We start from the raw sequence: 20,676 nt of genomic DNA, 5'->3' as shown, positions 1-20,676 counted from the left end.
AGCCTCACCCTTCGAGCGAGTCGACGAATCTGGCCATGCCGGCGAGCCAGCGGTCCGGGTCCTCGGCCTTGCGGCGGACGTACTCGGCGACCTCGGGATGCGGCAGGATGTGGAACCGCTCGGCGTCGAGGCCCTCGATCACGGCGTCCGCCACCGCCTCCGGCTCCAGGATCGCGCCGGACGCGCTCACCGCGCGTGCGGTGACATGGTCTTCCGAGCCGCGTCCGAGCATCCCGGTGCGCACACCCTGCGGGCACAGCACGCTCACCCCGAGGCCCTTGGTGCGGTAGTGGATGGACAGCCATTCGGCGAAGGAGATCGCGGCCGCCTTGGTCACCGCGTACGGCGCGTCTCCCGGGCAGCTGATCATTCCCGCGGCCGAGCAGGTGTTGAGCAGGTAGCCCTCGCCTCGCTCGACCATGCGGGGCACCACCACGCGAGCGGCGTACACGTGGGCGAGCACGTTCACCGCGATGGTCCTGGTCCATTCGAGGTCGTCGGCGGCCAGGCCCTGGCCGGTGATCACGCCGGCGTTGGAGCAGAACAGGCCGACGGGGCCGAACGCCTCCTCGGCGGTGTCGACCAGGGCGCGGACCTCGTCCTGGACGGACACGTCCGTCCGGACGGCTATCGCCTGGTCGCCGATGTCCTTGGCGACCTGGGTGGCGCCCGCCTCGTCCAGGTCGGCGACGACCACTCCCGCGGCGCCCTCCTGCGCGAACCGCCGGGCCATGGCCCGCCCGATTCCGCTAGCCGCCCCGGTCACGACGACGACCCGGTCTCGCACCCGCATACGCGTTCTCCGTTTCAAACCGACCAGTCGGTATCCGGAACTTAAGCGCCTGGGTCCCCGCCCGTCAAACATCGACGCGCTCGGCGGGCCATTATGCGCCACCGTTCCGTCACCGAAGGCACGGCGACGGCGTTCCCTGCGCGCGGGTCAGAAGGTGTTTCTCCGGCAGTTGAGGAAGAGCTGCATTTCCAACGGCTCCCGCTCGCTCGCGGGGACGTAGGCCAGGTCCATCTGCTCGCGCACGCTGAACCCGGCTTCCTGCACCACCGCCCGCAGCGCGCACCTGGCGTACCCGGTCATCCGGATCGGCGTGCCGAGGATGTGGACCGGCGCGTTGTCGACGTCGATCTCCACCATGCCGAGGGCGAGCAGGCCGCCGGGCAGGAGGAGTTCGTGCAGCGTGAGCAACGTCACCATGATCTCGTCCCGGCGCAGCATCGACAGCGAGAAGTACGCCACGATCGCGTCGAACCGTCCGAGGGTCGCGTCCAGGTCGACCACGTCGAGCCTGCGCAGATCGGCCTCCGGCACGTTCTTCTCGGCGAGGGCCAGCATGACGGGCGAGATGTCGATGCCCGTCACCTTGCATCCGGCGTCCAAGAACTGCCTGGCCGTCGGCAGGCCCGTGCCGCAGCCGACGTCGAGCACGCGTGCGCCGGGGCGGAGCTTTCGCAGTATCCACTCGGCCGACGCGATTTGACCGCCCTTGTAAGGGAAGGCCTCGTCATAACGCTCGCCGATGCGGTCGAACGCTTCGGCCTGTGCCGCCCGGTGTGCCGCCCGAGAGCCTCCCGTTGCCATTCGGTCCACCCAACGCTGAGACGTTTATCCGACTCTCCCTAGATAGAGGGACATTACCCACTTAGTCAACCCCAGTCAGAAAATGTGTTGACATCGGGGGCGACGATTACTCAACTTGGGGGTCATAAACCGCAATTGCGGTCCTGTCATCGGACCGTTTCCACAATTGCCGCAGAGATCACACAGGCGCTTCGACGCCTACTCGACCCCCGGCGGCCCCTTAGCGGCGAGGCCCCGCGACGAGATCACACCGGCACGGTCAGCCGCGCCGGGCCAGGGAGATGATGGCGTAGTCGGTGACCGGGCGATAGCCGAGGGCCTGGTAGATGGAGTTCGACGTCGGGTTGGCCAGGTCGGTGAAGAGCAGCACCAGGTCGGCCCCCGCCTCCTGCGCCGCGCGGGTGGCGGCGTGGGTCACCACCGAGCCGTACCCGCGCCTGCGTAGCTCCGGCGGGGTGTACACCGGGCCGATCCGCGACATCCCCATGATGGGGGTGAAGAACCCCGCCAGCGCCACCGGCTGCCCTCCGTCCTCCCACAGCACGAACTCACCGTGCCCGATGCGCTCCTCGACCTGGGGGAGGAGGTTGTCGGAAGGGCTCAGCGGGTCCGCCTCCGCCTGGAACTCCCCCATCCAGCGGACGGCCAGCCCGGTGTCCGCCTCGCCCGCCAGGCGTGAGGTGCCGCCTGGAGACGGCGGCCGCTGGAGCGTCTCCAGCCGGTAGAGGCGGTGCGAGATGCGGGAGGTCTCTGGACGGCCACAGACGGCGACGAAGGCCTCGACCTGTGTCAACGGCCCGTTCACGCCCGAGAGGTCGCGTTCGCCCAGCGCGTCGGCGAGGGAGGGCACCGAGTCGAGCGGGATGTCGCCGAGAAGCAGGGGGTAGGGCGGCGTGTGGAGGACGGCACCGCGCACCTCGCCGCCGGTGGTGAGCCAGCCGAGCATGGCCCCCTCGCGCCACAGGCCATGCTGAAGGCGGCGGATCACGGTCAGCGGGACCGTGTTGCGGACGGGGTCGCGGCGCAGCCACGCCGCGGCGGCGTCGGGGAACTCGTCGAGATCCGAGGTGAAGGTCCAGGCCATGCGGGACAGTGTGCCAACGGGCCCTTCGCGGGAGCGACCCCTTTTCGGCCACTCACCCGAGGCTCGGCGCGCCCGATGCCCTCAGAACTCGTCCGCGCCGGTGACCTGGCCGATGGGGAAGACGTGGCGCGAGGCCGCGCAGATGGTCTCCAGCACGTGGACGGGGGTGCCGTCGACGGAGTACCCCGCCCGCACGATCTGGACGATCCACTCCCCCGGGTCGAGCCGCAGCGTGCCGGCCTCGAACTCCGACGGCGGGCGCGCGAGCAACTCCTCTTCGGCGTGGCCGAAGCGGTGGCCGAGTGCCTCGATGCCGGCCTGCAGGCTGGGCCGGATGAAGTCGGGGGCGCAGATCGGGGTGCCGGCGAAGAGGTCGAGGCGGAAGTAGCTGGTCGCGATGCGGACGGGAACGTCGTCGGCCGACAGCAGCTTGCGCCGCGCCAGCACGTCGGCTCCGGGCTCGACGCGCAGCGCGGCGGCGACGTGCTCGCTCGCGGGCTCGGGACCGACGTGGAGCATGCGCCTCCCGGCGCGGATGCCCTGCCGCTCGGCCTCGGCGGCGAACAGCGACGCCGACGCCCGAACGGCGGGCTCCGTCGGCAGCGCCCGCCGCACCACCACGCGTGGCGTCCTGTGGTCCACGAGCTTCCCGGCCTCCCAGCGGTCCGGTCTCCGATGGCCACTCGGCCAGGCCGGGACGAGCATCGGGTCCGGTAAACAGAGATACCGCCCTTGTGGGGGCGGTATCCGGTCAACGCGAGGGTGGAGCTATGGGGATTCGAACCCCAGACCTCCTCCATGCCATGGAGGCGCGCTACCAGCTGCGCCATAGCCCCTTGCGATGCGCGGACAGTCTATAGGAATCTGACCACCGCGGGGAAACCCAAAAGCGACGGCCATCCTCGGCCCACCGGCGATGATCAGCGTGACCCGTTACGCTCGCGACCGGCGAAGGGGGGTCGACCATGCAGGCGTTGGTCGCCGTGGTGTTCGGGGTCACCTGGTGGCTGGGTCTGTACGTGATCGCCCGGGAGCCCGGTGAGGCGGGATCGCGCCGGGCGGGCCTCGGGCTGATCGCCTACGCGCTGGCGTTGCTGGTCCACCACCTCGCCGGCACCGGCGTGACCGCCGGGAGCACCCTGGGCGCCGAAGTGGTGGCCGGCCTGGAGACGGTCCTGGTGTGCCTGCCCATGATCCTGTGGACCGGGGCGTGTGTGACCCTGCTCCCCGAAGGCCGCAGAGAGCGGCTCGACATTCTGTGGCGCCGCGCGCTGGTGCCCGTGACCCTGGCCACGCTGGCGGTGGTGACGGCGCAGGGCGGGATCGTCCCCCTCCGGGGGCCGGTCGCGCTTCACGACCCCACCGGTTCCGCCGGCCTCGGAGCCGTCCTCGCGGGGTCGCCGTCGCGTGTGGTGCCTCTCGTGCTGCTCGGCGCGCTCCTGCTGGCTCCGCTGGCCACCGTCCTTGTGCTCCTGGCGAGATCGCGGCTACCGCGGATCGGCTGGCTCCTCACGACGGCCACCCTGTTCTTCTGTCTCGGCACCGCTCTGGTGCTGTTCCCCGTGCTCGGCGCGCCGGCTCCGCCGGCGCTGCTCGCGATGGACGTGGACGTGATCCTGCTGGGTGTCGCGATCGCGATGTCGAGCGCCTTCCAGGCCGGCGAGGCGCTCTGGCGGGACATGGGACGGGCGTTCCTCGGCGCCGTGTTCACCGTCACGGTCTTCGCCGGCCAGGTGGGCGTGGCCATGGTCCTCGGTGGCCCGTCCCTCCAGCTCACCCTCCTTCTGTTCGGGCTGATCGCCGCCGCGACGGCCGTGCGGACGCTGTCGGCTCCGGTGCACCGGCTGCTCGACCGTCTGGCGTTTCCCGCCGACGGCGAGCTCAGGCGCGAGCGGGCCGAGTTGCACGACTCCGCCGAGGCCCTTCCCCGCCGCGCCGAGGGCCCGCCGCCGATGGGCGACGCCGAGTTCGTACGGCTGACGCGACGCGCGCTCGCGGGATACGGCGACCTGGCCAAGCTCATGAGCAGCCCGCTTGTGAACCTCCCGGTCATCGACACGCGGCTCAAGGCCAGGGGCGCCTGCGACCGGCCGCTTGAGCGGGCGACCGAGCTGCGGACCCTGCTGCGCGAGAGCATCCTGCGGCTCAAGCCGCGTGACGGCGAGTTCGGCACGAGCGAGGAGTGGCGGTACTACAACGTTCTGTACTTCCCCTACGTCGCCGGACTGCGGCCGTACCGGCGGGGCGCGAGCCGTACGGGGCTGGACGCGCTGGAGCGGCAGGCGTTCGACTGGTTCCTCACTCAGGTGCCGGAGCGGACGCTCTACAACTGGCAGACGGCCGCCGCGAAGCTGATCGCAGATGATTTGAGGGGGTTTGTCCGGGTCGATGGAGAGAATCGGCAGTGAATGGCAGTGCCATGTCTGCAGGTGGCAGTGGGTTCCGCGGTCCTGTGGAGGGGATCGAAAGGAGCACCATCATGATCACTTCCACTGTCACCCGGACCCCCCTTCTCAAGCGCGTCCTGCAGGTCGACGCGATCGCCACGGGGCTGATCGGCCTCCTCCTCGCCGTCGCCGCCGGGCCGCTCGCCGATCTGACGCACCTGCCGGTGACGCTCCTGCGGGGTTGCGGCATCTTCCTGGTCCCGGTGGCCGCGTTCGTCGCCTGGATGGCGGCGCGGCCGGCGGCGCCACGGAACGGAGTCTGGGCCCTGATCGCGCTGAACGTCCTCTGGTTCGCCGACAGCGTCGCGCTGCTGTTCACCGGCTGGGTCGACCCGAACGGGCTGGGTGTCGCCTTCGTCCTGGTCCAGGCGGTGGTCGTGGCCGTGTTCGCCGAGTTCCAGTACCTGGGCCTGCGCCGGGCCTGACGACCGTGACCGAGCGGCGTTCATCCGCCGGGGCCACCTCGCGGATGAACGCCGCATGTCACGCTGCCCGGGTGGCGAACCGTCAGGTAAGACATGTCCGTTGAGATCTTCGAGGAGAATCGCCGTGTCCTCGCCGGCGTCGCGTACAGGATCCTCGGCAGCGCGGTGGACGCCGAGGACGTGGTGCAGGAGGCGTGGCTGCGCTGGTCCGAGGTGGACACCACGCGGGTCGACGACCCGAGGGCCTACCTGATCCGGGTGACCAGCAGGCTCGCCATCGACCGGCTGCGCAGGGTGAAGGCCCGCCGCGAGGCGTACGTCGGCCCGTGGCTGCCCGAGCCCATCAGCACCGAGCCCGACCTGTCCGAGCACGTCGAACTGGCCGACTCGGTCGACCTCGCCCTGCTGGTGGTCCTGGAGACCCTGTCGCCCCTGGAACGGGCGGTCTTCGTCCTCCACGAGGCGTTCGGCATGTCCTACACCGAGATCGGGGAGGTGATCGGCCGCGCGGAGCCCGCGACGCGGCAGCTCGCCCGGCGGGCCCGCGACCACGTGCGGGAGCGCAGGCCGCGCTTCGACGTGAACCGGGCGGAACGCCGGCAGGTGACCCGGCGCTTCATCGAAGCCTGCACGGAAGGCGACCTGGAAGGGCTGCTGGAGCTGCTCTCCCAGAACGTCACGCTCGTCGGGGACGGCGGCGGGAAGGCACGGGCGCCCGTTCGCGTCATCGAGGGAGCCACCAAGGTCGCACGCTTCCTCGCCGGAATCGCCTCCGAGGGGCAGACCCGGCGCTTCCTGGCGTCGATCGGCCTGCCCGAGGACGTGACGCTCGGCGTCGAACTGGCCGAGGTGAACGGCGGCCCCGCCATGGTCGTGACCCTGGAGGGCAGGCCGGTCACGGTGATCGCCCTGCTGGTCGCCGACGGAGCCGTCCAGACCGTCTACCTCATCGCGAACCCCGAGAAGATCTCACGGCTCGGGAGGGCCGGCACGGCCGAACTCCCGGTGAGCCCGCCGGCGGATGACCACCCGGAGGCCGATGTCACGGACGAGCGCTCCGATACGTCCGGAGGGGCATGACTCTCCGGGCAGCCCGGCCCAGGCGCCGCCGGTTCCCATGCCTCCTCACGAGGCATGGGAACGGGAGACCAGCGGCTTGCGCCGCCCCCGATGGGGCGCAAGCCCGCTCCTGCGGCGGTTGGCGGAGCCGCGGCTCAGGCGGCGAGCTCGTCCTCCAGATAGCGGTCGCCCGCGGCGTACCAGCCGGTGAGGACCTGCGCGCCGACGACCACGAACAGCAGCGCGAACGGCACCGCCCAGCCCCCGGTGGCGGAGTAGAGCATGCCCACCACGAGCGGCCCGGCGCCGGCGATGAGGTATCCGGCGCTCTGCCCGAAGGCGGACAGCGCGGCGGTCACCTCCGCCGTGCGGGTGCGGAGCGCGAGCAGCGTGAGCGCCAGCGGGAACGAGCCCATCCCCACGCCGACCACCGTCACCCAGATCCACAGCGTCGAGACGGGCCCGATCAGCATGCCGGTGAATCCGACGAGGTACAGCAAGGAGAAGCCCACGATCAACGGCCGCTGGCTCGCGGCACGGGCCGCGATGGCCGGCACCGCCAGCGCGACGGGGATGCCGAGAGCCGAGAACAGCCCCAGGCTGATCCCCGCCTGGCCGCTGGTGTACCCGCGGTCCTGCAGCAACTGGGGCAGCCAGCCGAACATCACGTAGGCGATGAGCGACTGGGTGCCGAAGTAACCGGCGATCGCCCAGGCCAGACGGGTGCGCACCAGAGCTCGCGTACCGGTTTGGTCTCGCCCGCTGTCCCGCTCCGGCTCACTGCGCAAGAGCGCAAGCCACGGAATGGCGGCCACAGCGGCGAGTGCCGCCCACACACCGAGGGCGACGTGCCAGTTGCCGTCGGCGGCCCGCTGGATCGGGACCGTCGCGGCGGCGGCGAGCATGGTGCCGACGGCCAGGGCCGTCGCGTACAGGGTGGTCATGGCGCCGGTACGGCGAGGGAAATGGCGCTTGATGAGGGTCGGGATCAGCACGTTGCCGATCGCGCCCCCGGAGAGCGCCACCACGCTGGCCGCCAGGAAGACCACGGATGAGTCGATCATGACGCGTGCGAGCAGCCCGAGACCGAGCAGCACGAGCGAGGCGAGCAACAGACGATGTTCGCCGATGCGCCGGGACAAAGACGGGGTCGCCGCGCCGAACACCGCGAAACACAGCACCGGCAGGCTAGTGAGCAGTCCCGTGACCACTCCGGACATGCCGAGCGCCTGGCTGACCTGGTCGAGGACGGGACCCACGCTGGTGACGGCGGTGCGCAGGTTGAGCGATGCCAGCACGATGCCGAGCACGACCAGCCATGCGACCGACCCCGTGCGGCCCGGTCTCCGTTCCGGTGCGGTCGTCGTGAACCGATCCGTGGCGAGCACGCTCATGCGGGGGTCGTTCCTCCATCTTTACCGGGGGGTCATCGAATCATGGGATGATTGGATGTCCCTTAGCGTAACAGAGGTTCCGGCCCGCCCTTAACCCGCTCAAGGACAGGGGCGCGCACACCAAGAGGGGACAGGTGAGAGCCTGTCCCCTCTTGTCACGGCTCTGCCACTGCCCTGGCATGAGGCCAGGGCAGCACGCCGGCCGTCAGGCCAGACGCTCGGGGGTGAGCGGCGGCTCGTCGTCCCAGCGCGGGGTGCCCTGCGGGGAGACCGGGCCGCTGCCCGGCGCCGGGAGCGGGGTCTCCGGCGGGTACTCCCGCTGCACCGGCTGCGGCGGCATCGGCTCACCGGCGGCGTACGCCGAGCCCGTGCCGGTGGTCGCGCCCGGGACGGCGCCCGGCGTCACTCCGGGACCCGAGGTGGTGCCCGTCCCGGCCATCACGTCCGCGTCCGGGGCCGTACGGGCCGCCGCGCCGTGGTCGTTGTCGAGGGGCGCCGGCACCTCGCCGCGCCACCCGCCGGTCTCGAATCCCTTGGACTCGATGAACTTCTTGAAGCGCTCGAGGTCGCCGTGGACCCGCATGCGGACAAGCTGGAGCTTGTCACCGACCTGCTCCACGATGCCCTCGGGGTCGAACTCCATCTCGAGCATGACCCGGGTCGTGTCGTCGGTGATGCGGTGGAACGTCACCACACCGGCCTGGCGGGGCTCCTCCAGCGAGCGCCACGCCACCCTCTCGTCGGGGCGCTGCTCGGTGATCTCCGCCTCGAACTCACGGTGCACGCCGGCGACCTGGACGTTCCAGACCAGACGCGTGTCGTCGATCTGCTTGATCGACTCCACGCCTTCCATGAACTCGGGGAAGCTCTCGAACTGGGTCCACTGGTTGTAGGCCGTCCGCACGGGCACGGCCACGTCGACCGAATGCTCGATGGTGCTCATCGGGCTTCCTCCCTTTCTGTGGGTACGGAGACCTGCCCTGCCCGCGAAGGAGCGGCCTATTCGGACTTTCGACTGCGAAAAATCCAGTACAGGCCGACCAGCGGCAGCACCAGCGGGATGAAACCGTAACCGCTCCCGAATCCGGACCACACGGTGGCCTGCGGGAACGCGGCCGGATCGATCGCGCTCAGCGTGCCGACCACCAGGACTCCGGCAAGCTCGATCGCGCAGGCCGCGAGGGCCGTGCGGCGGGCGCCGCGCGCGAGCGCCACGGTCAGCACGATGTACACGGCCGCCGCGAACGCCGACAACACGTACGCGAGAGGGGCCTCGTGGTACCTGGTCGCGATCTGGACGGCCGCGCGGGCCCCGGCCGCGAGGGCGAAGACCCCGTACACGGCGACGAGAAGGCGGCCCGGCCCGGTGTTCACCGGCACACCGGTCACGGCGTCCCCTGCCAGATCTGGAGCAGCCTGCCGACCATGGCCGGGATCGCGAAGCAGGCGACGGCGGCCACCGCGGGCCCCCACCGGGTGCGCTCGCCGAGCCCCCAGAACACCGCGACGGGCGGGATCACGATCGTGCCCGCGAGGTAGCCGATGAACGTCGCGGTCTCATCGGGGCCATGGCCGCCGACGACCTGGGCGATCCCGATGCCCGCCTGGACCAGCAGCCCGATCTCCAGCAGCCCGAGCCCGGCGAGCAGCACCACGCCCATCGGCCTGTCCCTGATCGCGAGGACGACGCCCAGCGCCGCCAGGAGCAGCGATCCGGCGATCAGCGAGGTGGCCAGCGGGCCGATCATCGCTCGGCCGTGAGACTCGGGGACATGGCAGGTAGGTTATCGGCCACCCACCTCGGGTCGCCGCCCGAGGAGCCCTCTCCCCGGCCCCTGCCCGGGGAGAGGACGGCGGGCCGGTCAGGCGCAGTTGACGAGGACGACGGAGACGACGGTGCACCGCACCTGGTCGGTGTCGTTCGCGCTCACGGGGTCGACGGGGTCCGACGAGGTGCGGGTGGCGGTGAAGGTGTAGGGCACGCCGATGTTCAGCAGCCCCACCGGGACCGTGAACTTCCTGGTCACCGAGGCTCCGATCCCCACCTGCCCGGTCGTACAGGTCACGGTGCCCGAACCGGTGGCGCAGTCGCCGGAGGCGGCGGTGAGCCCGGCGGGAAGCGGGGTGGTGACGGTCGCGGTGCGCAGCACGCCCGGGCCGTTGTCGGTGACCCGCACCGTGAACTCGATCTTCGGGACGAGCAGGCCGAGTCTGGGCGTCGCGGTGAGGTCCACGGCCGCGTCGGCCTCGCTGATGATGGTCAGTACGGGCCCGGAGACGATCTCGGAGGCGTAGTTCGAGCCGTGCAGCTGCCCCTGGAACGTCTGCTCGCCCGGCTGGGCGTTCTGCGCGATCGCCAGCGTGAAGGCGACGGTGGCCGAGGCCCCGCCCGACAGCGCTCCGACCGGAGCCGTGAAACCGATGGGCCCGCTGCCGTCGGAGACGGTGCCGCACGCCCCGATCGCCCCAGCGCATCCGGTCAGGGTGGCGTACGACGGGAGCGCGGAGGGGACGGTGAACACCCGGGCGGCGGCGTTCAGCACGGTGAAGCCGTGGATGTTGGTGACCGTGACGGTGACCGTCACCGAATCACCGGTGTTGACCGTGGCGGACGACAGGGACAGCGTCGCCTCGGGCGGGTCGGCGAGGGCGGGGGTGGCGAGGAGCGGGGACATGACCATCGCGACAGCCATGATCACGAGGGCGAGGGGGTGCCGGAGCGTTCTCATCGCGGCCTTTCGTTCTCGGGGACGTGAACCCTCCGACTATCTCCGCTGACACCCGAACCGGCGCCTGATTGCGGTTAATTGGTCACGATAAGTAGTGACCAATTGTGGACGTTGACCGCGGTCAACGATCGGCCTGTTCCAGGCGTCCATCCGGACCACTGAGGGCCGGCAGCAGGGTGTAGCCGGGAAAGTTGCCTGGAAGCCGCTCCCCCTCCGGCCCGCGTGTGACGGCGCGGACCAGCAGCTCGCCCCCGACGAACGCGCCGCGCCAGGACGCCCCCAGGCCGCCGAACAGCTCCTCGCGGTCGCCGCGCGACCGCGGCCCGTTGATCCCCACCTTGAACGCGCGGACCTCGGCGGCCAGCCGGCGGGCCGTCTCCTCCTGGTCACAGGAGATCGTCGCCACCAGGGCCCCGTTGCTCGCGTTCATCGCGGCCAGGAACTCGGCCTCGGTGTCCACCGGCACCACCGTGTCGACCGGGCCGAACGGCTCGGCGTGGAACAGCGGCGAGGAGCCGGGCGGGGTCAGCAGCGCGACCGGCGCCAGGTAGGCGGAGGTGTCCTGGCCGGGGAGGAACCTGCCGTCGTCCAGCGAGCCACGGTAGAGGGGAACGCCTCCCCTGGCGATCGCCTCGTCGACCTGGTCGGACAACTCCTTGGCCTTCGTGGCGTTGATCAGCGGCCCGAAGTCCAGCTCGGGCAGTGGGTCGTCCGGGGACTCCACCGCGAGCGGGTGGCCGAAGCGGACCGAGCGGACGGCCGACAGGTAGGCGTCCAGGAAATCGTGGAACAGCGACCGCTGCACCACGAACCGGGGGTAGGCGGTGCAGCGCTGCTTGCCGTAGTCGAAGGTCCTGCGGATCTGGGCCGAGAGCCGCTCCCAGCCGCCGTACTCCCAGACTCCCCAGCAGTTGAGCCCTTCCTGCTCCAGGACGTGCCGCCGGTCGAGATCCGCCAGAGAGGTGGCCACCTGGGCACCGGAGCCACGCCCGCCCACGAACGACACGCACCCGAGGTCGGGCCCGCGTACCAGTGCCGCGGACAGCTCTCCTCCCCCACCGCTCACCAGCGTGATCGGCACGCCCTCGTGGGCGGCGAGCGCGCAGGCCAGCGTCAGGCACGCCAGCCCGCCGTCCGTGGGCGTCTTGGCGATGACGGCGTTCCCGGCCAGCGACTGGACCAGCATCCCGTGCATCAGCACGCTCATCGGGTAGTTCCAGCTCGCGATGTTGCTGACCGGGCCCTCCAGCGGGGTGCGGCCGGAGACCATGCCCTCGATCTCCGCCACGTACCAGCGGACGCCCTCGACACACCGGTCGACGTCCGCGCACGCCGTCTTCCACGGCTTGCCGATCTCCCACACCAGCAGCAGGGCGAGCAGGTCACGGTGGGCGCTGATCGCGTCCAGCGCCGCCGTGACCCGTGCCGCCCGTTCCTTCAGCGGCACGTGCCGCCACTGCCGGTGCTCGTCGACGCTCGCCCGTACCGCCCGGAACGCGGTGGACCGGTCGAGCCGGGGCGGGCCGGCGAGGACGGTGCCGTCGACGGGGGAGAAGTCCGGCGCCGGACGGCCGTCCCGCCGCCAGGCCCCTCCCCACCGGTTGAGCACGCGATCGTCGTGGAACGCCTCGGGCGCCACCGCGAGGCACCGGTCGTAGGCGTCGGACCAGGCGGTGGCGGGTTTGAGCGCGAGCGGCATGCGGGGCCTCCTCGATCAGGGGACGTGACGGACGTGGCCGGGGTCAGTCCGACCAGTCGATGGCGAGCGCCATCTCGGGCAGCGGCTCGTACTCGGTGATCGCGTCGAGCGACGGCCCCATGGCCGCGTTGGCCTCCCGCTCGACCATCACCTCGACGAGCACCGGGAGCCGCTCCCGCTCGGCCTCGGCGCCGGCCCACGCCAGGGCGTCCCGCAGGTCACCCGGCAGTTCGACCTTCCTCGCCGGGCAGCCGAAGGCCTCCATGACCTTGACGTGGTCGATGCCGCCCTCGCCGTAGTGGAGGTCGACCGCGTAGTTCATGTCGTACGGCATCTCGGCCTGGCGGATCAGCCCGAGGTACTCGTTGTTGATCATCACGATGACGAAGGGGATGCGGTACTGGGCGGCCACCGCGATCTCCTCCATCAGGAACTGGAAGGAGTAGTCCCCGACGACGGCCACGACCTGCCGTTCGGGATGGGCGCACTTGACGCCGATCGCCGCGGGCACCTCCCAGCCCAGCGGGCCGGCCTGCCCGCAGACCAGGTAGCGCCGGGGCAGGTAGGTCTTCTGGAACTGGCCCGACCAGATCTGGTAGAGGCCGATGGCCGTGACGAACGTGGTGTCCCTGCCGAAGAACTCGTTGATCTCCTTGAACACCCGGGGCGGCTTGATCGGCACGTCGTCGAAGTCCTCGCGCCTGGAGAGCGTGCCGCGCAACTCGCCGACCCGCCGCGTCCAGCCACCCGTGCCACGGGGCTTGACGGTACGGCGCGCCACCTCCGCCATCGCCTTGAGCGTGGGCCGCGCGTGGCCGACCACGCCGAGGTCGGGCTCGAAGACCCGGCCGATCTGCATGGGCTCGATGTCGACCTGGATGAAGCGCCGCCCGCGCCGGTAGACCTCCAGGTCGCCGGTGTGCCGGTCGCCGAACCTCGCCCCGACGGCCAGAACCAGGTCGCTTTCCAGGAACGCGGCGTTGCCCCAGCGCGTCTGCGTCTGGATGCCCGCCATCCCGGCGAACAGGGGATGGTCCTCGGGGAACGCGCCCTTGCCCATGAGGGTGACCTGAACCGGGATCTCGAGGTGCTCGGCGAGCGCGCGCAGTTCCTCCGCGGCGTCGGCGATCACGACGCCGCCGCCCGCCAGGATCAGCGGCCGTGCCGCCTCGGTCAGCATGCCGACCGCCGCCCGTACGGCCGCCGGGGCCGGTTCGGGCACGTCCACGGGGAAGGGCTCGTCCAGTTCCCTGTCGTAGAGGCACGTGCCGCGCTGCACGTCGATGGGCAGGTCGATGAGCACCGGGCCGGGGCGCCCGGACCGCGCGATCCTGAACGCCTCGCGGAACACCCAGGGGGCCTGGGCCGGCTCCTTGAGCTGCACGGCCCACTTGGTGACCGGCCTGGCGATCTCCACGATGTCGACCGCCTGGAACGACTCCTGGTGGAGCTTGTTCCTGACGGCCTGGCCGGTGATGCAGATGATCGGGATCGAGTCCGCCAGCGCGGTGTACAACCCCGTGATCATGTTGGTGCCCGCAGGGCCGGAGGTGCCGACGCAGACGCCGACGTTGCCGGTGACGCGGGACCACCCGTCGGCGGCGTGGGTGCCGCCCTCTTCGTGGCGGACGGTGATGTGCCGTATCGAGCTGTTCCGCATCGCGGCGTACAGCGGGAGGATCGCCGCCCCGGGGATGCCGAAGACGGTGTCCACGCCTTCGGACTCCATGACGGCGACGGCGGCTTCCATGCAGGGGATGCGCTTCACCCGTTGATCCTTTCGATGACCTTGAGCAGCGCGGAGTGGTCGAGGGAGCCGTGGCCCTGTGCCCTGGCCGCGGCCATCAGTTCGGCGACGAGGCCGGTGAGGGGAAGGGACACGCCCGCCCGGCGCGCGGCGGCGATGGCGATCCCCATGTCCTTGTGGTGCAGGTCGATCCGGAAACCGGGCGCGAACTCCCTTTTGATCATGGAGTGCCGCCGCAGTTCGAGGATGCGGGATCCGGCCAGCCCGCCCGCGAGCACGTCCAGCCCGCTCTCCGGATCGACTCCGGAGGCCTCCAGCAGGACGATCGCCTCCGCGACCAGGCCGTAGATCCCGCCGACCACGAGCTGGTTCGCCGCCTTGACGGTCTGTCCCGCGCCGGACGGGCCGACGTGCCGGACCGTCGTGCCGAGGACGCCGAGGAGCGGGCGGATCGCCTGGAAGTCGTCCGGGTGGCCACCGACCATGATCGACAGCGTGCCGTCGACCGCCCCGCGTTCCCCGCCGCTCACCGGGGCGTCCAGCGGCCGGATCCCCCTGATCGTCGCCGCCTGCGCCACCCGGCAGGAGGTCTCCGGCTTGATGGTGCTCATGTCCACGTGGAACATGCCCGGGGCGCCGTGCTCCAGCAGCCCCTCAGCCCCGAAGGCCACCTCCTCCACCTGCGGGGAGTCGGGGAGCATGGTGATCACCACATCGGCGCCCGCCACCGCCTCGGGCACCGACCCGGCGGCCCTGCCCCCGGCGGCGACGAGTTCCGCCACGCGCTCTCGGCTCGTGTCGTATCCGGTGACGTCGTACCCTGCCCGGACCAGGTTGGCCGCCATCGGGCTGCCCATGATCCCCAGCCCGACGAATGTCGTCTTCACTGCGCTCGCTCCGTGGTCATGTCGTCTCCTTCAGCCAGGTGAAGCTGTCGGCGCTCGGGCCGGTCGGCCGGTATTCGAGCCCGACGTGGCCGCGGTATCCCGCCGCGCCGAGGCGCTCGAAGATCAGGTCGTACGGCATCGCGCCGGTGCCGGGCCGCCCCCGGCCGGGGTCGTCGGCGACCTGGATGTGGCCGAACCGGCCCGCGCTCCGGTCGATGAGCGCCGGCACGTCTTCCCCCATGCGGTGCAGGTGGTAGAGGTCGGCGAGGAAGGCCATGTTGGCCGCGCCCGTCTGCTCGATGAGCGCGAAGGCGGCGGCGGAGGAGGTGATCGGGTACCGGGGGTTCTCATGGGAGTTGAGCGCCTCGACCACGACCGTGGCGCCGATCCCGGCCGCCGCCTCGGCCGCCCGCGACAGGGTGTCCAGCGCAAGCTCACGCTGGGCCCGCTCGGGCACGCCGGTGACGCGGTTGCCGTACAGCGCGTTGAGCACCCGGCAGCCGAGCGATCCGGCCAGTCCCACCGCGACGTCGATGTTGGCGAGGAACCGGGCCGCGTCCCCTGGACGTGACAGCAGCCCGCGCTCGCCGGCGGCCAGGTCGCCCGCGTCGAAGTTCAGGCCGGTGAGACGCACCCCGGCGTCCTCGATGGCCCGCCGCAGGGCGTCGAGCTCGGCATCGGCGGGGTCGGGCCGGTCGAAGGGCCACCACAGCTCGACGGCGCCGAACCCGGCCTTGGCCGCGGCCTGCGGCCGTTCCAGCAGCGGCAGCTCGGTGAACAGGATGGAAAGGTTGACGGCGAACCGGAACGCGCCGGATTCGATCATGCCCTTCCTCCCCGGGCGAGAAGCTCGCGCATGAGCCTGGCGGTGTCGCTGGGGGTCTTTCCGACGCGGACGCCGGCCTTCTCCAGCGCTTCCTTCTTGGCCTGGGCCGTGCCCGCCGAACCGGACACGATCGCCCCGGCGTGGCCCATTGTCTTGCCCTCCGGAGCGGTGAACCCCGCCACATAGGCGACGACCGGCTTGGTGACGTGCTCCTCGATGTAGGCCGCGGCACGCTCCTCGGCGTCCCCGCCGATCTCGCCGATCATCACGATCGCCTCGGTCTCGGGATCGGCCTGGAAGGCCTCCAGCGCGTCGATGTGCGTGGTCCCGATCACCGGGTCGCCACCGATGCCCACCGCGGTGGAGAACCCGATGTCCCGCAGCTCGTACATCAGCTGGTAGGTCAGCGTGCCCGACTTGCTCACCAGGCCGATGCGGCCCGCCGTGGTGATGTCCGCCGGGATGATCCCCGCGCTCGACTGGCCGGGGCTGATCAGGCCCGGGCAGTTCGGGCCGATGACGCGGGTCGTCCCGGTGGCGCGGGCGCGGGCCACGAAGCTGATCGTGTCGTGGACGGGGACGCCCTCGGTGATCACGACGCAGAGGCCGACGCCGGCGTCGATCGCCTCCTCGACGGCGCTCCGGGTGAACCTCGGGGGCACGAACACCACGGACACGTCCGCGCCGGTCCCGGCGACGGCGTCGGCCACCGTGCCGAAGACCGGCAGGCGCCGCTCGCCGAAGTCGACCGCCTGGCCGCCCTTGCCGGGGGTGACCCCGGCCACGATGTCGGTCCCGGCGGCGAGCATCCGGGCCGTGTGACGCGCGCCCTCCGAGCCGGTCATGCCCTGGACGAGCGCCTTGCTGTCCTTGGTCAGGAAGACGGCCATCGTCGCTGCTCCTCTCGGCGGCCCGCACGGCCGTCCTCGTGTGCCACCTCGCCGGGCCCGCTCATGCCTCCGGCCCGGCTCCGCCCGCTCACGCGGCGGCCAGCCTCGCCGCGAGCTCCGCGGCGTCGTCCATGGTGGTGACCACACGGACCAGCGGATGCCGGGCCGCGTCGAGGATGGCGAGGCCGGCCTCGGCGTTGTTGCCGTCCAGCCGCACCACGATCGGGTGGCGCACCCCGTGCTCGCCGAGCATCCCGAGGGCGGAGACGATGCCTTCGGCGACCGCGTCGCAGGTGGTGATGCCGCCGAAGACGTTCACCAGGACCGACCGCACGTCCTGATCGGACAGGACGATCTCCAGCGCGTCGGCCATCACCTGCGCGGACGCTCCTCCTCCGATGTCGAGGAAGTTGGCCGGCCGCGCTCCCCCGGCCCGCTGTCCCGCGTAGGCCACGACGTCGAGGGTGCTCATGACCAGCCCGGCGCCGTTGCCGATGACGCCGACCTCACCGTCGAGCTTCACGTAGTTGAGCCGCCTCGCCCTGGCCCTTGCCTCCAGCCCGGCCGCGCCGTCCCCCGCCGGCGGGTCGGCGAAGGCCTCGCGCTCGTGGCGGAAGGCGGCGTTGTCATCGAGGGTGACCTTCCCGTCGAGGGCGAGCACCCGGCCGTCCGACGTGCAGGCCAGGGGGTTCACCTCCACCAGGAGCGCGTCCTCCTCGACCAGCACCCGCCACAGGCGGACCAGGACCCCGGCCACCGTGTCCTGGACCTCGGCGGGCAGCCCGGCCGCCGCCGCCAGGAGGCTCGCCGTCTCGGCGTCCATGCCGCAGGCGGGATCCACCGGAACCCGGGCGAGCGCCTCCGGCCGGGTGGCCGCCACCTCCTCGATGTCCATCCCGCCCTCGCTGGAGACCATCGCGAGGAAGGTGCCTTTCGCCCGGTCCACCAGGTAGGCGGCGTAGTACTCCTCGAACGGGACGGTGGCCTGCTCCACGAGCACCGTCCTCGCCGTGTGCCCCTTGATGTCCATGCCGAGCACCCGTCGCGCTTCCACCTCCGCGGACGCGGGCCCGGGCGCCGGGCGCACCCCGCCCGCCTTGCCACGGCCGCCGGTCTTCACCTGGGCCTTGATCACGGTGGGGGTCCCCAGCTCCGCCGCGATCGACCGGGCATCTTCGGGCGTGGACGCGACTCCGCCGCTGGGCACGGGGACCCCATGCCGCGCGAAGAGCTCCTTGGCCTGGTACTCGTACAGGTCCATCGCCACTCCTTATGCGGTTCTTCCATACGGTATACCGTATGGAAGAACGGTCGTCCAGACCTCGACAGACGGCCTCGACGGGTATATTCCATACAGTATGGATAAACCACAACTGGTCCGCGACTGGCGCGGACGCCCCTATCTCGTGGGGCAGAGCGACCAGGACCTGATCAACCGGTCGAGGTCATGGATGTTCTGGTTGCCGTGGGCCGCGATGCTCGCCATCGCCCCACTGCAGTACGGCTACGCCGCGTCGGCGTCCGCCCTGATCACCCTGCACCGGGGCTCGGCGCTCACCGCCCTGACGCCGCTGGCCGTCTGGATCGTCTGCCAGGCCACCGCCGCCGTCCCGGCGATCCATCTGGTGCGGAGCGGCAGGCTCGGCGTACGCCCCGCGCTGTACGCCGGGGCCGCGCTGAGCGGCACGGCGCTGCCGGCGGTGGCCCTGGCCGGCGGTTCCACGGCCGTCCTGGCCGGCTACGCGCTGCTCGGCGGGATCGGCGGAGGCCTGGTCTACGGCGTCTGCACCGAAGTGGTCGCGCGGTGGTACCCCGAGCGGCCCGCCACCCGCGTCGGCTTCGTGACCGGCGCGTTCGCGTACGGCGCCGCACCGCTCGCCGTGGTCGCCGGTGTCGCACCGGGCCTCATCCAGCCGGCGTTCGCCGTCTCCGGCGTCGTCGCACTGGCGGTCATCGGGGTCGCGGCCCGGTTCGTACGCTTCCCCCCTCGGCACTGGTGGCCGCCGGAGATCGACCCCCGGGCGCACGCCCTTGACCGGCTGATCCTGCGCAGGACGCCCCCCGCCGTACGGCAGTTCTCCACGGGCCAGGCCCTGCGGACCGGCACGCTGTCGGCGCTGGTGGCGATCCTGGTCTGCGCCGGCGCGGTGTCCATCTTCGACGTCATCGCGCTCGCGACCATGGGCGGGGTGGTGCCATGGGTGGCGCTCACCCTCCTCATCACGCTGAACGGGGCCGGGCGGGCCTGCGCGATGCTGGCCTCGGAGGTCTTCGGGCGCAGGCGGGCTCTCAGCGTGGTCCTCGCCCTGCTGGGCGTGGGACAACTGCTGCTCGCCGCCGGAGCGGCCGAGCGCTCCGCGGCGCTCATCGTCATCGCCGGGGTCGTCGCCGGGCTGGGCGGAGGGGCGTTCTACCCGCTCATCGCCTGCCTCGTGCGGGAGTTCTTCGGCGAGGAGCGCACCGCGGAGATCCACGGGGTGGTGTACAGCAGCAAGGCGGTCGCCGGGGTCCTCGGCGTGGCGCCGGCCGCGGTGGCCGTCACGTCGCAGACCCACGCAGGGGCGTTCTTGTTCATGGCGCTGCTCGCGCTGCTCTCGGCGGCCGTCAGCCGGGGCCTGCGCACGCCAGGCCGCCCCGCCACCCTGCCCGTGTGATCAAGCTCACCGCGGGCGGCACATTGGCAGACTGTATGCTGTAGGCAGTCGACGACAAACACCAGAGGGTGCGGGCACGTAGAATTCCCCCTGTCGTCTCTTTCTGGAGTTGAACAAATGTTGCGATCGGACCTGGCAATTCAGGGGGCGGCACCCAAGATCGCGCGCCCCGTGCCCCTTCGGGAGAGCGTCTTCGAGGCGCTCTTGGAGCTTATCGTCACCGGGCACCTCCGTCCTGGCCAGCACCTGGCGGAAAGCGAGCTCGCGGAGCTTCTCGGGGTCTCACGCCAGCCGATCAGGGAAGCGCTCCAGCTTCTCAGCGGTGAGGGATGGGTCGACCTCCACCCCGGCCAGGGCGCGTTCGTGCACGCCCCGACCGTGGAGGAGGCCGACCAGCTCCTCGCCGTGCGAGCGTTGCTCGAGGCCGAGTCGGCACGGCTCGCCGCCCGCCACGCCGACGACGAGGGCGTGCGGCAGCTCCAGGCGCTGTGCGACCGCGGCTTCGCGGCGGTCGAGGCGGACGACGTCGACGCGGCCGTCACCGCGAACTCCGAGCTGCACGCCCTGGTCACCGCCCTCTCCGGCAACAAGGTGCTGGCCGAGCTCGCGGCCCAGGTCTCCCGGCGAGTGCGGTGGTACCACACCCCGGTCGCCCGCCGGCGCGGCGCCGCGTCCTGGGAGGAGCACAGAGCGCTGATCGAGGCCATCGCCGCCGGAAACGAGGACCGCGCGGCCCAGATCATGCGTGACCATACCGAGCACACACGCCACTCCTACCTGGAGCAGCGCGCGGCCGAGCCCGTCGAGTCGGCCCCCCAGCCGACCCGGCGCCGCAGACCTCGCTCCGCCGCGAATTGACACGGAGTTCATGAATTCTCCGTTTCCCAGAAACACCACGGGTAGAGAAATAACTGGCATGTCCGATAAGTCGCTGGTCGAACGCATATGTCCGACAATGGCCGGCGACCGCCACAGCGCGGCCTCAATTCGAAGGTCCGTGGCCGAGGCTCGCACTGATACGGGCCACGAGCAGGAAGGAACATTTCCATGAAAGCGTTTCTGAATCGGTTCCAGGCGTTGCTGGACGACCCCGCCGGCCATCGGGCCGACGGGCGCGCGATGGGCCTCGGGCTCGCGACCGCCTTGCGCAAGCAGGGCTCCGCCGACGACGTCGAGCGTTATCTCGGCAGCCGGGCCACCGACCGCCGGATCGACGTGTCCCGATGACGGCAGGCGGGAGG

The 20,676-nt window shown here is 71.3% G+C and carries 21 protein-coding genes and 1 tRNA gene; 6 read left to right on the top strand and 16 right to left on the bottom strand.

The features are described 5' to 3' along the window. Positions 1 to 4: 4 nt before the first annotated feature. The 5 genes from ABD810_RS14800 to ABD810_RS14780 form a co-directional block, all read right to left on the bottom strand. On the bottom strand, positions 5 to 793 hold the full coding sequence (locus ABD810_RS14800; protein ID WP_344939265.1) for an SDR family oxidoreductase: 789 nt from the start codon (positions 791 to 793) through the stop codon (positions 5 to 7). 147 nt (positions 794 to 940) lie between these two features. Next, complete coding sequence (locus tag ABD810_RS14795) at positions 941 to 1,594, bottom strand: class I SAM-dependent DNA methyltransferase (protein WP_344939262.1); 654 nt, start codon at positions 1,592 to 1,594, stop codon at positions 941 to 943. Positions 1,595 to 1,853: 259 nt separating this feature from the next. Beyond that, complete coding sequence (locus ABD810_RS14790) at positions 1,854 to 2,678, bottom strand: GNAT family N-acetyltransferase (RefSeq protein WP_344939259.1); 825 nt, start codon at positions 2,676 to 2,678, stop codon at positions 1,854 to 1,856. 81 nt (positions 2,679 to 2,759) lie between these two features. Further along, complete coding sequence (locus tag ABD810_RS14785; protein WP_344939256.1) at positions 2,760 to 3,320, bottom strand: GntR family transcriptional regulator; 561 nt, start codon at positions 3,318 to 3,320, stop codon at positions 2,760 to 2,762. A 121-nt stretch (positions 3,321 to 3,441) separates the two neighbouring features. Next, positions 3,442 to 3,514: transfer RNA gene (locus tag ABD810_RS14780), tRNA-Ala, on the bottom strand. 129 nt (positions 3,515 to 3,643) lie between these two features. Between ABD810_RS14780 and ABD810_RS14775 the strand changes: the two genes are divergently transcribed. The 3 genes from ABD810_RS14775 to sigJ all read left to right on the top strand — a co-directional run bounded on the left by ABD810_RS14775 (position 3,644) and on the right by sigJ (position 6,630). Further along, positions 3,644 to 5,086: a hypothetical protein gene (locus ABD810_RS14775; RefSeq protein WP_344939253.1), complete on the top strand. Its 1,443-nt coding sequence runs from the start codon at positions 3,644 to 3,646 to the stop codon at positions 5,084 to 5,086. Positions 5,087 to 5,157: 71 nt separating this feature from the next. After that, the gene (locus ABD810_RS14770; RefSeq protein ID WP_344939250.1) at positions 5,158 to 5,550 is read left to right on the top strand and encodes a hypothetical protein; all 393 of its coding nucleotides are present in this window, start codon (positions 5,158 to 5,160) and stop codon (positions 5,548 to 5,550) included. A 93-nt stretch (positions 5,551 to 5,643) separates the two neighbouring features. Next, complete coding sequence (gene sigJ, locus ABD810_RS14765) at positions 5,644 to 6,630, top strand: RNA polymerase sigma factor SigJ (protein ID WP_344939247.1); 987 nt, start codon at positions 5,644 to 5,646, stop codon at positions 6,628 to 6,630. A gap of 134 nt (positions 6,631 to 6,764) precedes the next feature. Here the strand turns inward: sigJ and ABD810_RS14760 are convergent, their stop codons facing one another. From ABD810_RS14760 to sucC, 11 genes are all read right to left on the bottom strand, one after another. Then, positions 6,765 to 8,003 carry an MFS transporter gene (locus ABD810_RS14760; protein ID WP_344939244.1) on the bottom strand — a complete coding sequence of 413 codons (1,239 nt, stop codon included), beginning with the start codon at positions 8,001 to 8,003 and terminating at the stop codon, positions 6,765 to 6,767. Positions 8,004 to 8,208: 205 nt separating this feature from the next. Continuing rightward, positions 8,209 to 8,946, bottom strand: coding sequence for an SRPBCC family protein (locus ABD810_RS14755; protein WP_344939241.1), 738 nt, complete (start codon positions 8,944 to 8,946; stop codon positions 8,209 to 8,211). Between the two features lie 56 nt (positions 8,947 to 9,002). Next, positions 9,003 to 9,392 carry a hypothetical protein gene (locus ABD810_RS14750; RefSeq protein WP_344939238.1) on the bottom strand — a complete coding sequence of 130 codons (390 nt, stop codon included), beginning with the start codon at positions 9,390 to 9,392 and terminating at the stop codon, positions 9,003 to 9,005. Continuing rightward, positions 9,389 to 9,751 (bottom strand): hypothetical protein, encoded by a 363-nt coding sequence (locus ABD810_RS14745; protein WP_344939236.1) that lies wholly within the window; start codon positions 9,749 to 9,751, stop codon positions 9,389 to 9,391. Before ABD810_RS14745 ends, ABD810_RS14750 begins: the two co-directional genes overlap by 4 nt. Before the next feature lie 114 nt (positions 9,752 to 9,865). After that, positions 9,866 to 10,732 (bottom strand): hypothetical protein, encoded by an 867-nt coding sequence (locus ABD810_RS14740; protein WP_344939233.1) that lies wholly within the window; start codon positions 10,730 to 10,732, stop codon positions 9,866 to 9,868. Between the two features lie 121 nt (positions 10,733 to 10,853). Further along, complete coding sequence (locus ABD810_RS14735; protein ID WP_344939230.1) at positions 10,854 to 12,431, bottom strand: aldehyde dehydrogenase family protein; 1,578 nt, start codon at positions 12,429 to 12,431, stop codon at positions 10,854 to 10,856. Between the two features lie 43 nt (positions 12,432 to 12,474). Next, on the bottom strand, positions 12,475 to 14,199 hold the full coding sequence (gene gcl, locus ABD810_RS14730) for a glyoxylate carboligase (protein WP_344939227.1): 1,725 nt from the start codon (positions 14,197 to 14,199) through the stop codon (positions 12,475 to 12,477). Further along, the gene (locus ABD810_RS14725; RefSeq protein WP_344939224.1) at positions 14,196 to 15,065 is read right to left on the bottom strand and encodes a 2-hydroxy-3-oxopropionate reductase; all 870 of its coding nucleotides are present in this window, start codon (positions 15,063 to 15,065) and stop codon (positions 14,196 to 14,198) included. The genes gcl and ABD810_RS14725 overlap by 4 nt, the downstream gene beginning before the upstream one ends. 16 nt (positions 15,066 to 15,081) lie before the next feature. Continuing rightward, a complete protein-coding gene (locus tag ABD810_RS14720) occupies positions 15,082 to 15,891 on the bottom strand; it encodes a hydroxypyruvate isomerase family protein (RefSeq protein ID WP_344939221.1) in 810 nt (269 codons plus the stop codon). Beyond that, positions 15,888 to 16,781 (bottom strand): succinate--CoA ligase subunit alpha, encoded by an 894-nt coding sequence (gene sucD / locus ABD810_RS14715; protein WP_344939217.1) that lies wholly within the window; start codon positions 16,779 to 16,781, stop codon positions 15,888 to 15,890. Before sucD ends, ABD810_RS14720 begins: the two co-directional genes overlap by 4 nt. A gap of 88 nt (positions 16,782 to 16,869) precedes the next feature. Continuing rightward, positions 16,870 to 18,042, bottom strand: a complete 1,173-nt coding sequence (gene sucC, locus ABD810_RS14710) for an ADP-forming succinate--CoA ligase subunit beta (protein WP_344939214.1) — start codon at positions 18,040 to 18,042, stop codon at positions 16,870 to 16,872. Between the two features lie 97 nt (positions 18,043 to 18,139). Between sucC and ABD810_RS14705 the strand changes: the two genes are divergently transcribed. The 3 genes from ABD810_RS14705 to ABD810_RS14695 all read left to right on the top strand — a co-directional run bounded on the left by ABD810_RS14705 (position 18,140) and on the right by ABD810_RS14695 (position 20,662). Then, positions 18,140 to 19,435, top strand: coding sequence for an MFS transporter (locus tag ABD810_RS14705; RefSeq protein ID WP_344939211.1), 1,296 nt, complete (start codon positions 18,140 to 18,142; stop codon positions 19,433 to 19,435). Positions 19,436 to 19,552: 117 nt separating this feature from the next. Then, on the top strand, positions 19,553 to 20,293 hold the full coding sequence (locus tag ABD810_RS14700) for a GntR family transcriptional regulator (protein ID WP_344939208.1): 741 nt from the start codon (positions 19,553 to 19,555) through the stop codon (positions 20,291 to 20,293). A 189-nt stretch (positions 20,294 to 20,482) separates the two neighbouring features. Beyond that, the gene (locus ABD810_RS14695; RefSeq protein ID WP_344939205.1) at positions 20,483 to 20,662 is read left to right on the top strand and encodes a hypothetical protein; all 180 of its coding nucleotides are present in this window, start codon (positions 20,483 to 20,485) and stop codon (positions 20,660 to 20,662) included. Positions 20,663 to 20,676 lie beyond the last annotated feature (14 nt).

The sequence above is a fragment of the Sphaerisporangium flaviroseum genome (assembly GCF_039537005.1).
Classification (GTDB): Bacteria; Actinomycetota; Actinomycetes; order Streptosporangiales; family Streptosporangiaceae; genus Sphaerisporangium; species Sphaerisporangium flaviroseum.
The sequence above is the reverse complement of the archived record's forward strand: the minus strand, read 5'-3'. Positions and strand labels throughout refer to the sequence as shown.

Bases quoted from the DNA above. Each gene is read 5' to 3' on its own strand.
- ABD810_RS14800 (WP_344939265.1), bottom strand. From the start codon at position 793: ATGCGGGTGCGAGACCGGGTCGTCGTCGTGACCGGGGCGGCTAGCGGA.
- ABD810_RS14795 (WP_344939262.1), bottom strand. From the start codon at position 1,594: ATGGCAACGGGAGGCTCTCGGGCGGCACACCGGGCGGCACAGGCCGAA.
- ABD810_RS14790 (WP_344939259.1), bottom strand. From the start codon at position 2,678: ATGGCCTGGACCTTCACCTCGGATCTCGACGAGTTCCCCGACGCCGCC.
- ABD810_RS14775 (WP_344939253.1), top strand. From the start codon at position 3,644: ATGCAGGCGTTGGTCGCCGTGGTGTTCGGGGTCACCTGGTGGCTGGGT.
- ABD810_RS14770 (WP_344939250.1), top strand. From the start codon at position 5,158: ATGATCACTTCCACTGTCACCCGGACCCCCCTTCTCAAGCGCGTCCTG.
- sigJ (WP_344939247.1), top strand. From the start codon at position 5,644: ATGTCCGTTGAGATCTTCGAGGAGAATCGCCGTGTCCTCGCCGGCGTC.
- ABD810_RS14760 (WP_344939244.1), bottom strand. From the start codon at position 8,003: ATGAGCGTGCTCGCCACGGATCGGTTCACGACGACCGCACCGGAACGG.
- ABD810_RS14755 (WP_344939241.1), bottom strand. From the start codon at position 8,946: ATGAGCACCATCGAGCATTCGGTCGACGTGGCCGTGCCCGTGCGGACG.
- ABD810_RS14745 (WP_344939236.1), bottom strand. From the start codon at position 9,751: ATGATCGGCCCGCTGGCCACCTCGCTGATCGCCGGATCGCTGCTCCTG.
- ABD810_RS14740 (WP_344939233.1), bottom strand. From the start codon at position 10,732: ATGAGAACGCTCCGGCACCCCCTCGCCCTCGTGATCATGGCTGTCGCG.
- ABD810_RS14735 (WP_344939230.1), bottom strand. From the start codon at position 12,431: ATGCCGCTCGCGCTCAAACCCGCCACCGCCTGGTCCGACGCCTACGAC.
- ABD810_RS14720 (WP_344939221.1), bottom strand. From the start codon at position 15,891: ATGATCGAATCCGGCGCGTTCCGGTTCGCCGTCAACCTTTCCATCCTG.
- sucD (WP_344939217.1), bottom strand. From the start codon at position 16,781: ATGGCCGTCTTCCTGACCAAGGACAGCAAGGCGCTCGTCCAGGGCATG.
- sucC (WP_344939214.1), bottom strand. From the start codon at position 18,042: ATGGACCTGTACGAGTACCAGGCCAAGGAGCTCTTCGCGCGGCATGGG.
- ABD810_RS14705 (WP_344939211.1), top strand. From the start codon at position 18,140: ATGGATAAACCACAACTGGTCCGCGACTGGCGCGGACGCCCCTATCTC.
- ABD810_RS14700 (WP_344939208.1), top strand. From the start codon at position 19,553: ATGTTGCGATCGGACCTGGCAATTCAGGGGGCGGCACCCAAGATCGCG.
- ABD810_RS14695 (WP_344939205.1), top strand. From the start codon at position 20,483: ATGAAAGCGTTTCTGAATCGGTTCCAGGCGTTGCTGGACGACCCCGCC.